The organism is Clostridium perfringens, assembly GCF_016027375.1.
In the GTDB taxonomy this organism is placed as follows: Bacteria; Bacillota; Clostridia; order Clostridiales; family Clostridiaceae; genus Sarcina; species Sarcina perfringens.
This window is the reverse complement of sequence record NZ_CP065681.1, coordinates 1737632-1752478: the sequence shown is the minus strand read 5'-3', so window position 1 is coordinate 1752478 and position 14847 is coordinate 1737632. Positions and strand designations below refer to the sequence as shown.

The following is a 14847-nucleotide window of genomic DNA, read 5'->3' as shown; positions in this document are numbered from 1 at the left end:
ACTTATTATTGAGGCTGACCTAAAGAAGGCCAGCCCTAAAAACTTAATAAATTATTTATCTTACTTTTTTTCTTTTAGAAACCATATAAAATCCTAAAGCTAAGTATAAAGCTCCAAAGCCCATAAGCATGTTAGCATTCATTCTATTACCAGTGTTAGGTAATTCTTCTGGTTTCTCTGTATTAGGTTTATCTATGCCTGGTTTATTTTCTTCACCTGAATCATTTCCTAATCCATTATTTGAATCTCCACCATTATTGGCATCCCCATTATTATCAGAATCTCCACCATTAATTTCTTTTAAAACAACTAGTGAAAACTCTTTATTCTTACTTTTTATTTCATTTCCTTCAGAATCAAAAAGCCTTATTCCTATACTATATCTACCCTCTGATTCAAAAGCATGTTCAAAAGTTAATTCCTTAGATTCATTAACACCTAAAGAATCTATTTTTTCTTCTTTTAGTAAAACTTCATTTTCACCATTGTTAGCAAAGATTTTTAAAGTTACATTTTCTAAAGCTTCCTTATTGCTATTTTCTACTTTAGCTAATAAGCTTATTTTTTCATTTTCTTTTATTTCATTTTTATCACTTGTAATTTCAGTGTTTATAACTCCAAGATTTTCTTCTTCCTGAAGAACAATTTCTCCAGTATTTCTTACCCTTAATCTATTGCCCTCTGGGTCTTCTGAGCTAAGTCCTATTGCTGAAACAGTATCACCAACTTTTATTCTTGGATCCCATTTACCTTTCATATTTTCATTTATTCCATCCCATATATATCCTTCAACATATATTCTTGAAACTCCTGAACCATCATCTAAGTAAAGATTGCTATCATCCATGTTAACAACTTTGCCTGTTACCTTTGTTAACCATCCTTCATTTTCATGAAGCATACTATCCCCAGTGCTCATTTCTTTAGGACTCACTTCATTTATATTTTCATCAATTATCTCTAAATCTGCACTTTCATCACTTATTTGTATTTCAAATTCACCTTGGTATGCCTCTACTCTTCCCTTAACTCTTACTTTTTGTCCAACTTTTACAGGAGTATTAGAAACACCAAAAACATTTATTCCACCAGTTTCATCTTGAATGTATATAACTTCAAAGAAAGCATTTTTAGGTTCTACAGCCTCTGACTGAGCTGTTACTATTCCCTCTAAAACATACTCTTCTCCTAATCTATCTGGTTCTCCATCATTATTTTTATCTTCTCTAAATTCTTTAATAGTAAGCTTTTCTAATTCTTTTTCAGGCAACATCCAATTTATTATATTTTTTGTTACCTTACTATTACTTTTACTTTCAGCATTAGTTCCATCTATTTCAAAGTTTGAGAAGAAAGTACTTCCAGCTACGGCTACCTTTCCTCCATTAGATAATTCTTCTACTGCTAAAACATTAACTTGTCCTTTTTCTAATGGAACATTATCCCCTTGATTATCTGAATCATCTGTTCCTGTAGATTCATGACCACTTACTAAGAAGTCAACCTTTTCCCCCTTAGCTCCATCCTTTAATACTACTGATGATCCACTATAGAAGCTAAATTTATCCTCTTCACCTAATCCTTCAACAAGATTAAAGTTAGGAGAAGAATACTTATTTAACATAAGTCTAAATTGTTGTCCTTCATTAACTTCATAATCTGCAACTTGGTCATCATTTACTCTTAATTCTGAATTTATTTTCTCTAAAATAGGATTTAATTGAGCACCATTACTATACTCTCCAACTCCATCTTTATAATCTGCCCTTGATGTAATGATTATATTTCCACCCTTATCCATGTATTTTCCTATTGCGTCAATTTCTGAATCTGTAAAATTACTTTTGTAAACTTCATACTTAGGCTCATCAATTCCTTGAGGGTCAGTTATAACTAATAGGTCAACATTTTCTAAAGATTTCTCTGTTATTTCTTCTTTGTTTATTATAGGAATACAATCATTTTCTGTTAATAACTTTTCAAAAGCATCTATTTTTCCTGCATAGTTTCCTGTTACATATTGATTATCATGAGCCCCATCTATCATTACCTTATAAACATCACCTTCATTTACAACTTCTATCTTAGAACTCTTAGTAAATGTCTTGTCTGTTCCATTTATTGAAATTGTAGCTTTTGCATAAATAGTAAATTCTCCTGCTCTTTCAGGTTGCCATGTTATAGAACTTTCCTTTAAGCTATTTCCTTCTAAGCTTTCTATAATTTCTTCTCCAATTTTCTTCTCATCTGAAATTTCTCCATTGAAGAATTCAACCTTTATATTGTTTAATCTTTCAGAACTATTATTATAAACTTCTATTGAGAATTTAGCCTCGTCACCTACTAAAAGCATATCTTTATCAGTTTTTAATTCATTTAATCCTACATTTACATTTTCCCCAATCCATACTGGAGCTGTAACTGCAATATCTTGATCTCCTTGTACTACTTTCACATAATAGTAGCTATATTCAGGTTTAAGCTTAAAATTCCAAGAAACTTTATTGCTATTAAATTCCTTTGAAATGACCTCTACTCCACCATTAGCTATTATTGAAACTTTCTTTATAGTATCCTCTTTATCCTCATCATTTATTTCTATATTAAAATCTAAGTCTTCTACTTCACCTAAATTGCTTCCCATTATTTGATTATTAACAGTATAATCAATAGTCGTATTCTTATCCTCTGAAGAATACACTTGCTTTTTGTTCATAGCTTTATATAAAGCATCCCTTGAATTTTCTTCTGATAATATTATTGTTCTAGCATCATTTGCTGTAAGCCATTTTCCCTTATGATTATCTTGGTTATTAGTAGGAGCAACATGCCATCCCTTATCTAAAGCTCTTGTATAATATTCATAGCTTGGGAAATATCCACTACCTCTTACAGGTCCTTCTCCATTTCCAACCTCTATTAAATTAACTACCTTGTCTGCCCCTTCACTATAAAAACCAAAGTCTGCAAAATCGCCAAAAGTTTTTCCTGGATGATTTAATTGAGAAACTGACTCTGGTAATTGAGAAATAGTATTATAATAATTTTTTAAATTCATATCACTATTTTTTCTTGTTTCAAATCCTGGAGTATTAAATGTATTTATATGTCCCCAGCCTCCAGTAGATCCTGACCAAGTCATTTCATAACCATACATAGCAACAAAGTTACCATCATCATTATATTTATCAGATATATTTTGAGCATTAGTCCAAGCTTTACTCATTGATCCATCATTTATATTAGCTTCAGTATCATTATCAAACCAGTTTGAATGGTCTGTTACGGCAAAATAATCAGCCTTACCTTCATCTCTTGCCCATTTATAAGCATCCTCTAAGCTTCCAGTTCCATCTGAAATATTAGTATGTGAATGTAGTTGTCCATAATAATGATTTATCTTTCCTACTCTAAACTTCCATTCTTTCACCCTATTATTTCCTAAAGAATCACTTACACTAACTTCCACTCTATGTTCTCCATCCTCTAAGTCTTCCTTAATCTCATATGAAAAACCAGTTTCTGTTATTTCAGCTACTTTAGTTATGTCTTCATTATCTAATTTAATTTTTACACTTTCTACATTTACTCCAGAATTATCTATAAATTCTCCACTTATAATAGGTTTTCTGTTTTCTCCTACACTTGAGTTTTCCTTAGGTAAAACATTCTTAACCTCTGGTCCACTTAAGTCTTCGTCTACTACCTGAAAAGCATATACTCCACTTTCTGGTACTCTTGAAATATTTTTACCATCACTAGCTTTAATATAATATTCCATTCCAGAAGCTTTTAAATCTTCCTTAGGTATTAAAGTTTTAAATATTCCATCTTCCTCTTTTAATACTACTTTTTTAAATTCAGTATCCTCTTTTCCCTTAAAGCTAATAGATACCTCTTCTAATTTATTATTATCACTTACTTTAGCTTCAATGTTTAAATCTTCGTTTATATTGGCCTTTTCAATTTTTTTATGAGTTATTACAGGACTTTCATTATCTTCAACTATTTTTGTAAACTCTGCTGAAGAACCATAAAGTTGAACTTTATCATTGAATCTTCCAATAACGCCTTTTACATCTACTAAATCTCCTGTTTTAACCTCTAAACCTGAAGGTATAAAGTAAATATCTAAAACATCCTCTCCTTGTGTTAATGTTTTAGCTTCTAAATCAACTACTGTATTTTTCAACTCAATATAATGAGAATCAAAATTTGACTCTTTTAATTCCTTAATAGTAACTAACTTAGGATCAGGCATTCCTAAATCTCCTAAGACTTTTATATCAGTAGCTTGTACTTGAAGTAATCCATTAAAATTATCTAATGTGCCACTTATTTCAATCTTATTCCCCTTAGTTATTGCTCCAAAATCCACTCCTGATTTAAAGTTTGAAATTGCAATAGCTCCTGTTTCATCCTGTATATGAAGAGTTTTATTTCTATCATTAAAAGTTACAACACCTCTTGTAGTAACTTCCTCTCCTAAGTTTTTATTTCTTGCTTCCTTTACCTTAAGAACTTTTCCTGAAGGATTTTCTCCTTCACTCCATGAAATATCATGCTTTCCTAAATCATCATATAAATTTTCTGTATCTACATCCCATTGAATAGAAACATCAAATGGTGTTTTATCTATGTTATTTTCACCATCTTTTATTTCAGATTTTCTTCTAGCACTTATGAATTTACTATCATAAAACTTTTTATCTTTTTCTGTCTTAGCTCCAAAGGAGTCTATTATTTCGTATCCATTTCCAGTATTTTTTCTAAGTAATATAACATCATCACCATTGAAACCTACTGTTTGGCTTCCTACCCCTAATTTATTTTCTAAATCATTTATAACCTCAGTAAATTTTTCATCTTTTCCTTGGTTATTGTAAATTACATAAGTCTCTCCACTTTCTATAATCTTATCTTCTAAACTTTGAGAAACTGGACTCCCCTCATATTTTCCATTTGAATATACAGCCAAATCATAATTAGAAAGATTTATTCCTTCCCCTGTTCCATTAAATATTTCAATAGCCTTTGAATTAGATGGTCCATGTAAATATTCAGATATTATTAAGTCTCCCTCTTGTGCTTTAAATTCCTTAGCAAAAGTAGGATAAGATGTAAATAAACTTCCTACCATGCTTAAGGATAATGCTTTAGTTATTAAAATCTTATAATCCTTTTTCATATGAATCCCCCTTGAAACAAATTTTTAAATGCTAATTTTCCCTCCCCTCTTTTCAACATATATAGAGTAATAACTACATTTTTTAATCTTTTACCCTATTTTTTTCATAGCATTCATTATATGTTTATTCATAAAAAAAACTCATTATTCTCACTTTACATAACCTTAATGCAAATTTAACAATAAAAAAACCAATTCATAGTCTATTTAAAACTATAAATTGGTTCATATCATAATCACATTATTGATTTTTCAAGACATAAGAAAGGTTCTACTATATCTCTCATAGACATCATTTCTCCTACATGTACATATCCTAAGTTTTTATATAAATTAACTGCATTTTCATTTTTATGATAAGCACTAATTCTTATGGAATTGCACTTTTTTTCCTTTGCCATTTCTTCTACAAAATCTATCATTTTTCTTCCATATCCTTTTCCCCTGTGAGATGGTGAAACAGCTATTCTATGAAATGACAAAAATGGTCCATCAACTTGCCATGCAATATCATTATAAACATCATAAGCATAATCATTAATAGTTGCAACAGCTACTATTTCTCCAGAAGCTTCTATTCCATAAAGATGTTTATTAGAGATATCCTTAAAAATTATTTCAGTATTGGGATAACTTTCGTTCCAATTATAAAGTCCTCTTAAATTCATTTCTTTTACAACATTATCATAAATACTTTTAACCTTGTTTAATTCATGTTCTTCTATTAATCTTATTTTCATTCCTCTTTTTACCTCTTCTAATAAATTAATTTAAAATAATGTTTTATTCAAAAAATCAAATCAAAATTTTACCCCATGTTCATATCTCCTTTAAATATTAATAATAAAATAACTTTAATTAGATAAAGTTTCCTTTGTAAACTATCTGCTTTAAATATGGTTCATTACTTATCGTGGAATAATTTTATTTTATTCAAAAGAAAAAGTCAAAGAATTTTCTGTTAACATTTTTCTGTTTAAAATTTATTAATATTTATCTTTTATTTGCTTTTTTGATATACTCTATTTGAGGAGAGGAAGTGGAATTTATGTTAAAAAAAATTAATTTTCATACCCATACTAAAAGATGTAAACATGCTAAGGGAGAGGATAAGGATTATATTGATGCAGCTATAAAAAACAACTTAGATATTTTAGGATTTAGTGATCATGGTCCTTATCCAGATAATAGATTTAATCTTAGAATGAACTTTAACGAACTTGAGGAATATAAGTCTACTTTAGAAAAACTTAAAATAAAATTTAAAAATTTTATTCAGATTAAAATTGGTTTGGAAATAGAATATTTGCCTTCAGATGATTTTTATTATAATTACCTAAAAAATGAGCTGAAATTTGATTACTTAGCTCTAGGTCAACACTTATTTTTAACTGAAAATGGCGAATTGAAAAATACATATTCCTTAAAAAGTACTAAAGAGTATATAGAATATGCAAAAAGTATTTGTCTTGGTATAAAAAGTGGATACTTTGACTTTGTAGCTCACCCTGATTTAATCTTTATAAATGATTTTCCTTGGGATGAAAATTGTGATAAAGCCTGTAATTTAATTATTGATACAGCAAAAAAATATGATTTCATATTAGAATTTAATGCAAACGGTATTAGAAGAGGAAAGAAAAAATATTCTGATGGAGAAAGATTCCCTTATCCCTATGAAAAGTTTTGGAATAAGGTTTCCTTAGCAGGAGTTAAGACCTTAATTAACTCTGATTGTCACACTCCTTGTGATCTTTGGGATAACACTATGGATTATGCCTATACTCTTGCCAATAACCTTAATTTAAACATTATTGATAATATTTAGCAATTTAAACCTTGCATTTTAATATTTTTAGGTATATAATCAATGTAAATTTGTTTTTAGGAGAATTTTTTATGATAAATAGTACAAACTTAATAAAAGCAAAACTTAATAATTCTTATTATTGCTATTATAGATAGTTTGTATTTATGATTGAATATATGCAGTCATAGATACAAACTCCAAAGAAATTTTGGATTGTATCTATGATGGCTTAATTTTCGTTATAAAGATAGGTCACATAGGTAATACTATATGGCCTTAATAAAGAGTTTTAATACCCTATAGGTCGTATAGTTTAACTATATGACCTATTTTTTTATATTTATATAAAAATCTAGGAGGTATTTTAAATGAAAGAACGAGAAAATTTTACTGGAAAGTTTGGATTTGTAATATCCTGTGTTGGCGCTGCTTTAGGCCTTGGTAACATATGGTTATTTTCCTACAGACTTGGTCAATATGGAGGTGCTGCTTTCTTAATACCCTACTTTTTATTTGTTTTTATACTTGGAACTACAGGTCTTATAACTGAATTTTCCTTTGGTAGAAAGTTTAAAGCAGGTTCATATACTGGTATAGTTGAATCTTTTAAAAGTAAATCATTAAAGGGAGGAAAATTCTTTGGTATGCTCCCTCCTATAGGATTAACAGGAGTTTTTATATTCTACTCTATAGTAATAGGTTGGATTCTTAAATACTTTTTCTTAAGTTTAACTGGATCTATTAATACTATTGACACCACTACTTACTTTAGTAATTTTGCTGGCACACCTAATACAATCTTTTGGTTTGCCCTAGCAATAATATTAACTTTAATAATAGTTTCTTTAGGAATAGACCGTGGTATAGAAAAATTAAACAAAATAGTGATGCCACTACTTCTTTTAATTTTTATAATTTTAATCATAAGATCTCTAACTTTACCAGGATCTTTTGAAGGAGTCAAATATCTATTAGTTCCAAGATGGGAAAACTTATTTAAAATAGATACTTGGGTAATGGCTCTTGGCCAAGCATTTTTCACAGTTTCCCTTAATGGATGCGGTATGGTTGTTTATGGTAGTTATATAAATGATAAATTTGATATTCCATCATCTGCAATACAAACTGCCATATTTGATACTTTAGCTGCCCTTTTAGCATCTTTTATGATTATGCCAGCAGTTTTTGCATATGGATTAAATCCTTCATCTGGGCCATCTTTATTATTTATAACTTTACCAAAAATATTTCAAGGTATGAATTTTGGTGCCTTACTAAGTACATTATTTTTTCTTAGTGTAATATTTGCTGCTATTTCATCCTCTGTAAATATGTTAGAGGGGCCTGTTGAAGCTTTCATGGCTCACTTTAAGTCAAATAGAATAAAAACTTCAATTATAATATCAGTCCTTTGTTTTTTATGTGGAATACCTTTATCATTAAATATGGGAATCTTTGATAACTTCTCAAATCTTATTACAATAATAATTTCTCCACTTTGTGCTTTATTGGTAGCTGTTGTATTCTACTATATTATTGGTGGCGAAAATGTATTAATAGAAGTAAATAAGGGAGCTCATAAAAAACTTGGAAAATGGTTTATTCCTTTAGGGAAATACATTTTTATCTTAGTTACTATACTAGTAATAATTCTTGGAATAATATATGGTGGTATAGGTTAAATTTAAACATTGTAAGTTTTGATAAAAATTTTTATTTAATAATTAATATTACTTGACCTAATTGTCATTTGCATATAAAATATACTTAGAATTATTTCATGTGCTAGGGGTGCCTTTAGGCTGAGAGATGATTATTTTATCATTAACCCTCAACACCTGATCTGGTTAATTCCAGCGTAGGGAAGCGTTTAGGGCTGTATTTAAACCGGATCTATATTTAGATTCGGTTTTTTATTTACATTCTTTAGACTCTCTAAGCACACTTAAAGTTTAAGGAGGGGGTAAAAACTATGATGTCATTTTCACAAATAATAAATGATTTTATTCAAAGTTTTTCATCAATTAATTTAGGAGGAAATTTTAAGGAGATTGTAACTAATCCACTAACAATTCTCACTTTAATAGGAGTCCTAATAATATTAGTTTTACTTATAAAGGCTAAAGACATCAAATTTGATGCAAAAATGCTTACAACAATAGGAATTGCTTTAGCACTTACTGCTGTATTAAACATGCTAAAGATATATAAATTTCCTCAAGGTGGAGGAATAACTTTAGGCAGTATGATTCCTATAATACTTATTGCTTATGCTTATGGTCCATTAGTTGGAATGCTTACTGGATTTTTATTTGGTATAATTTCCTTATTTATAGATCCATATATCCTTCATCCTGTACAAGTATTATTTGATTATCCTATACCATATATGGCATTAGGGGTAGCAGGATTCTTTAAAAATCATAGAATTTCAGGAGCTGTAGTAGCAATATTTTTAAAATTTTTGGCTCACTTTATTTCAGGAGTTGTTTTCTTCGGATCCTTTGCTCCTGAAGGAATGTCTCCAATTCTATATTCATTTTTAGTAAATGGTTCTTTAATAGGTGCTGATGGCTTAATATGTGTAGTACTTTTAGGTATTTTACCTGTTAATAGACTTATTAAAGCTATAAGTTCTAAAAGCGTAACAAGCAAATACGCATCTTAAAATAAAGTAAGGTCTAGATTTCATTAAAATCTAGACCTTTTTATTTTTTAATTAAAGAATTATACTATAGATAAGAGATAAAAAGTTATATAAACTTAGGAGGTACTTATGAGTATTAATCATGGTGCTAATTTATTTGATTTATCAAATGAATTAGGTATAAATAAAAAAGATATTAAAGATTTTAGTTCAAATATAAATCCCTTTGGAGCATCTAAAAAAGCTAAAGATGCAATTTTAAATAATATTGATATGGTTTCTATATACCCAGATCCTAAATATAAAGATTTAAAGGAGTCAATCTCTCAATATTGTCATTGCAAAAAAGAAAATATTATAGTTGGTAGCGGAGCTACAGAATTAATATCCTCTTTTATAAGTGTTATAAACCCTAAAAAAGCTTTATTACTTTCTCCATCTTATTCAGAATATGAAAGTGAACTTGAAAAGATAAATTGTGAAATAACTAAGTTTTTTTCCAAAGAAGAAGATAACTTTAAAATAGATGTTAACAAATTAATAGATAGCATAAACTCTTCAAAGTTTGATTTAGTTATAATTTGTAATCCTAATAATCCTACTGGATTCGCCTTTTCAAAGGATGAAATTTCTTTATTACTAAAAAATACTTCATCAATATTCATGGTTGATGAAACTTATGTTGAGTTTACAGAGCCTGAAATTTACTCCTCTACTCCACTAGTAGATATATTTAATAATCTATTTGTAATTAGAGGAACTTCTAAATTTTTCTCAACTCCAGGTATAAGATTAGGTTATGGACTTATTTCTAATAAAGAAATTAAAAAGTCAATGGTTGAAAAACTTGATTTGTGGAATATAAATATCTTTGCTACAACAATGGGAGAAATTATGTTTAAGGATAAAGAGTATATTCTTTCAAATACCTCTAAGTTAAAAGAAGAAAGAGATTATTTATTTAGAGAATTAAGTTCAATAAAGGACTTAAAGGTATATGAAAGTTACAGTAACTTTATACTTTGTAAAATTAGATCTAAAAAATTCACTGCTACTGAACTTTATAATAAACTTTTAGAAAAAGGATTGATAATAAGAAACTGTTCTTCTTTTGAAGGTTTAAATGAATATTTCTTTAGGGTTTGTGTCTTAAAACCTGAAGATAATAAACTTCTTATAGAAAATCTTAAAAATTTATTTTTATAATTTAAAAAATTAATAGGTTGCATATACATAATTTTTATTATTAATTATATATGCAACCTCTTAATTTTTGAAATTATATCTTATATTATAAGTACTTTTTAAAATTCACCTGTTTTATTTAATTAATCTTTTAATTTAAACGATCATAAACATAGCTGCTATTATTATGTAAACAGCTAAAAGTTGTACCCCTTCAAGCCAATTTGATTCTCCATCATTAACAATTCTATTAGCTATAAGTACTGAAACTATTAAAGCTACTAATTCAAAAGCATTAAATATTATACTCATAGGCTTAAATATAAGACTTAAAAATATTAATACTGGAGCCACAAATAAAATAACTTGAAGACTTGATCCTATAGCTATTTCCACTGAAACATCCATTTTATTTTTCATTGCCATTATTATTGCTGTGCTGTGTTCTGCAGCATTACCTATTATAGGAATTAATATTATACCTACAAAAAGCTTACTTAACCCAAGAGTCTCTGTCATTGGTTCTACTGCCCCAACTAAAAATTCACTCTCTATGGCAATTATTACTGTAGCTACAACAAGCACTGTTATGGCCTTTTTCAATGACCATTTAGCTTCTCCATCTTCCTCATCTTGTTCCACTGCATATATATCCTTATGAGTGAAAAATGAGAATATTAAACTTAATATGTATATAGCAAACATTACTACAGCAACTATTACACTTAAACTTTCATATTTTGTGTTTAAAAATTCTGGCTTTATTGTATGCATAAATATAGCAGGAATTGTTAATCCAATAACAGCAAATAACAACATACTTGAACTAGTTTCCATCACTTTTTTATTGAAACTTTGTGTTTTATATTTTAATCCTCCTGCTAACATACTAGCACCTAGCACTAATAATATATTCCCTATTACTGAACCTGCAATAGAAGCTTTAACTACATCAAACAAACCATCTTTTAATGCAAAAAATGAAATTATAAGTTCTGTAGCATTCCCAAAAGTAGCATTTAAAAAACCACCTAATTTTGGCCCAGTATAAAATGATATTTCCTCTGTTGCCTCTCCCATAAGACCTGCTAAAGGAACTATTGCCAAAGCAGATAATATAAACATAAGAGTTGGAGAAAAATGCATAAATTCACCTATAATACTTATAGGAATAAATATTAAAAGCCATTTTAGTATTTTCATCTTTAGTCCTCCATATATAAAATAAATTTTACTAAAGATAATTATATCACTTTTGTTAATTATTTTAACAAATTATTCTTAATTTACCTATTTAAAATATTAACATTAATCTATATTTTAACTAATTTTTATTTTATCAATATATTAAAAACTAAATACATCTTAGCTATATCTATAAAAAGATAACTATTATCTTTTTATAAAACTTAAATTATATATTTAGTATGCTCAGAATCAACTTTTATTATAGAGCTTTTTTCTAGAATTATTATTAAAAGCAAAAAAACGCTATTTTAAGCGTTCTTTTAATTAATTACATATCTACATTATGAAATAATTTTTGGCAATATTTTTTCTACTATTTTAAAATATCATAATTTTGCGACAATTTCAACAATTTTATTCAATTAATTATTTTATTCAAAATCATAGAAAATTATTATATATTCAATATCCTCTCTTCAACTATTCCATCTGCATTTTGAAAATTAAAACCTAATATTCTTCCTAAGGTTGGTCCATGATTTATAAGCTTACCTTCCTCTAAAACAACACCTGATTTTATTCCTCTTCCAAAAGCTAAAAAGAATGTTCCATAATCTTTTTTTCTAGGTGAATATCCATGAACTGCTTTGTAAGTATGTTTATTTTTTATATCTTTAGTTTCCTCAATAACTTTTCCTTCATATTCATTTGAAAAATAATATCCTCTAGTAGCTTCTACCATAAAATCACATTGATCATTAGCTCCAGCTTTTATGGCCTCTTCCTTATTTAATATGTATTCTAAAGCTCCTTCTTCCTTAAGCTTTTCTAAAACTTCTAAACATTTCTTCTCATCTTCTTTATTTTTATTATCTAAATAAATATAACATGAGCCTCCACATTCCCTAGCTATTGCTTTAAAGCTTTTAAGCTTTCCATCCTTTAATTCTATTAATCCTTCTTCCCTAAAGGCACTATTAAGCCTTATTACCTTATTAGTGTCTATTGCACTATGATCTCCTAGTAAAATCAATGTCGTGTTTTCATATATTCCTGACTCTTTTAAACACTGTATTATCTCTCCTACTCTAATGTCATGTCTTTTTAAAGCTTCTAAGGCTTCTAAACTTTCATATCCATAATCATGTCTATGAGAATCTACATCTATTAGATGAACCATAGTTAAATTAGGCTTATATTTTTTTATTGTCTCTTTAGCACATGCTGTAACAAAGTTATCTAAATAAGGCTCCTTTGTACCTTTTCTAAGAGACCCAAACTTTTTATTCATACTAAATTGATAAACTTTACTTCCAGCTAAAGCAGACATGATTATTTGATTATGCCAAGGTTTTGTCTCAAATATTTCTGGCATATTATAATCTATTTTCATTTTTCCTGTAACTGGCCAAACCACTGAAGCCGTTGTAAGACCATTTTTCTTAGCTAGTCCAAAAAGAGTTTCTCCCTTTATTTTATTTCCGTACCAGTTCCAATTTGGATTTTCATCCTTAAAATTTAATACTATATTATTTGTTATTCCATGATTAACTGGATATTTCCCAGTAATAATGGATACATGAGCTGGATATGTCAAAGAAGGATATATTGTTTCTACATTTTTTATAAGTGACCCTTCTTTCATTAGCTTAGATATATTAGGTAACTCCTTCATTATTTCAATATCTTTTGAAGATACTGCATCTAAAGAAATTACCACCATGTATTTATTATTCATTTTAATTATCATCTCCTGTTCCTATTAAATTATTTTAATTCTTTTATCCTCTATGTCAATGATAATTTTTATATTTTTAATAACTCTTTAAGTTCTTTATAAATAGGATCCTCTATATCCCCTTGTAATTTACTTAAAATCTTTTTTCCTTCATCGACTCTTCCATTTCTCACCTTTTCTAAAAAAGTACTTACCCTCCATGATACTTTCATTTTCTTACTTAAAAACATTAATAAGCTTAATAAAAAAGTAGGTAATAAAACTCTAGGCTCTACTAATGCAATTACAACTACAATCCAAGCTATATTTGAAGCTATTTTATAAGGTTTACAAATTTTACTTATATCATCACTATATTTTAAATCATAAACTCTATTTTTTCTCTCAAAAACTTTACTTCCCATATATTCTCCCCCTATTAATAACTTTATAATTCAATTATAACCCCATTATACATATTTTTCCATATAATTAAATAAAAAAGGCTTATACCAAAATAATTTTTATTCTTATATTTTGATACAGCCGATTCTATTTTTTTTATTATCCTATTATATCTTTTGCCATTTCCTCTAATTTTTCTTCTCCATCTTTTTCTGAGAAGTTATAGAAACAATTAGCTACTTGTATTTTTTTAGCTCTTGATATATTTAAATCTTTGCTTATTTTTTCTAAGAAATCAACTTCTTCTATATCACAATCCTCATCAACAAGTCCTATTCTGACAAGTTCAAAATAAACAATATTTTTAACCTTTTCTGATGAATTTTTTATAGTTTCTACTGATTCTTCATATGAAAGATTTCCTAATTTCTCTTCTTCTAAATCTAATTCCTTAAGATATATACGAATTAAATCTTCTTCTTCTTTTTTTATATTCTCATCAGCTAAAGCAAATTCAGTTACTAAATTTATAAATGCTAATCCTTGTTCTTTATTTAACTCTTTTAAAAACATTGCTTATCCCTCCGTATAAATAAATTTTTAGCTTATTAATAATATACTATAAAAAATTTAGTATAACAAAGGCTTTAAGGTTAATTTTTAATTAAGAAATGACTACAATCCTCTATTTCTCTTATTATATTCTA

Annotated in this window: 10 protein-coding genes and 1 riboswitch; of the genes, 4 read left to right on the top strand and 6 right to left on the bottom strand. The window is 27.9% G+C overall.

Going from position 1 to position 14847, the window contains the following annotated elements:
- Positions 1–55: 55 nt before the first annotated feature.
- Both I6G60_RS08505 and I6G60_RS08500 read right to left on the bottom strand, forming a co-directional pair.
- Complete coding sequence (locus I6G60_RS08505; protein ID WP_003460047.1) at positions 56–5188, bottom strand: CehA/McbA family metallohydrolase; 5133 nt, start codon at positions 5186–5188, stop codon at positions 56–58.
- Positions 5189–5424: 236 nt separating this feature from the next.
- Entirely contained in the window at positions 5425–5928 is a 504-nt protein-coding gene (locus I6G60_RS08500) for a GNAT family N-acetyltransferase (protein ID WP_003449110.1), read from the bottom strand.
- Positions 5929–6227: 299 nt separating this feature from the next.
- Here I6G60_RS08500 and I6G60_RS08495 point away from each other — a divergent pair, with 299 nt between their 5' ends.
- The 4 genes from I6G60_RS08495 to I6G60_RS08480 all read left to right on the top strand — a co-directional run bounded on the left by I6G60_RS08495 (position 6228) and on the right by I6G60_RS08480 (position 10851).
- Positions 6228–7016, top strand: a complete 789-nt coding sequence (locus I6G60_RS08495) for a histidinol-phosphatase (RefSeq protein WP_197925241.1) — start codon at positions 6228–6230, stop codon at positions 7014–7016.
- Between the two features lie 350 nt (positions 7017–7366).
- The gene (locus tag I6G60_RS08490) at positions 7367–8680 is read left to right on the top strand and encodes a sodium-dependent transporter (protein WP_003476302.1); all 1314 of its coding nucleotides are present in this window, start codon (positions 7367–7369) and stop codon (positions 8678–8680) included.
- A gap of 95 nt (positions 8681–8775) precedes the next feature.
- A riboswitch (TPP riboswitch) is annotated at positions 8776–8880 on the top strand.
- Positions 8881–8970: 90 nt separating this feature from the next.
- The gene (thiT, locus tag I6G60_RS08485; protein ID WP_003449164.1) at positions 8971–9666 is read left to right on the top strand and encodes an energy-coupled thiamine transporter ThiT; all 696 of its coding nucleotides are present in this window, start codon (positions 8971–8973) and stop codon (positions 9664–9666) included.
- 108 nt (positions 9667–9774) lie between these two features.
- A complete protein-coding gene (locus I6G60_RS08480; RefSeq protein ID WP_003460055.1) occupies positions 9775–10851 on the top strand; it encodes a pyridoxal phosphate-dependent aminotransferase in 1077 nt (358 codons plus the stop codon).
- A gap of 135 nt (positions 10852–10986) precedes the next feature.
- Here I6G60_RS08480 and cax read toward each other — a convergent pair whose 3' ends face one another.
- The 4 genes from cax to I6G60_RS08460 all read right to left on the bottom strand — a co-directional run bounded on the left by cax (position 10987) and on the right by I6G60_RS08460 (position 14713).
- Entirely contained in the window at positions 10987–12033 is a 1047-nt protein-coding gene (gene cax, locus I6G60_RS08475; protein ID WP_003460068.1) for a calcium/proton exchanger, read from the bottom strand.
- 439 nt (positions 12034–12472) lie between these two features.
- Positions 12473–13756 (bottom strand): alkaline phosphatase family protein, encoded by a 1284-nt coding sequence (locus I6G60_RS08470; RefSeq protein WP_003460067.1) that lies wholly within the window; start codon positions 13754–13756, stop codon positions 12473–12475.
- A 68-nt stretch (positions 13757–13824) separates the two neighbouring features.
- Positions 13825–14160: a hypothetical protein gene (locus I6G60_RS08465; RefSeq protein WP_003460059.1), complete on the bottom strand. Its 336-nt coding sequence runs from the start codon at positions 14158–14160 to the stop codon at positions 13825–13827.
- A 139-nt stretch (positions 14161–14299) separates the two neighbouring features.
- Positions 14300–14713 (bottom strand): hypothetical protein, encoded by a 414-nt coding sequence (locus I6G60_RS08460; RefSeq protein WP_003460053.1) that lies wholly within the window; start codon positions 14711–14713, stop codon positions 14300–14302.
- Between the last annotated feature and the right edge of the window lie 134 nt (positions 14714–14847).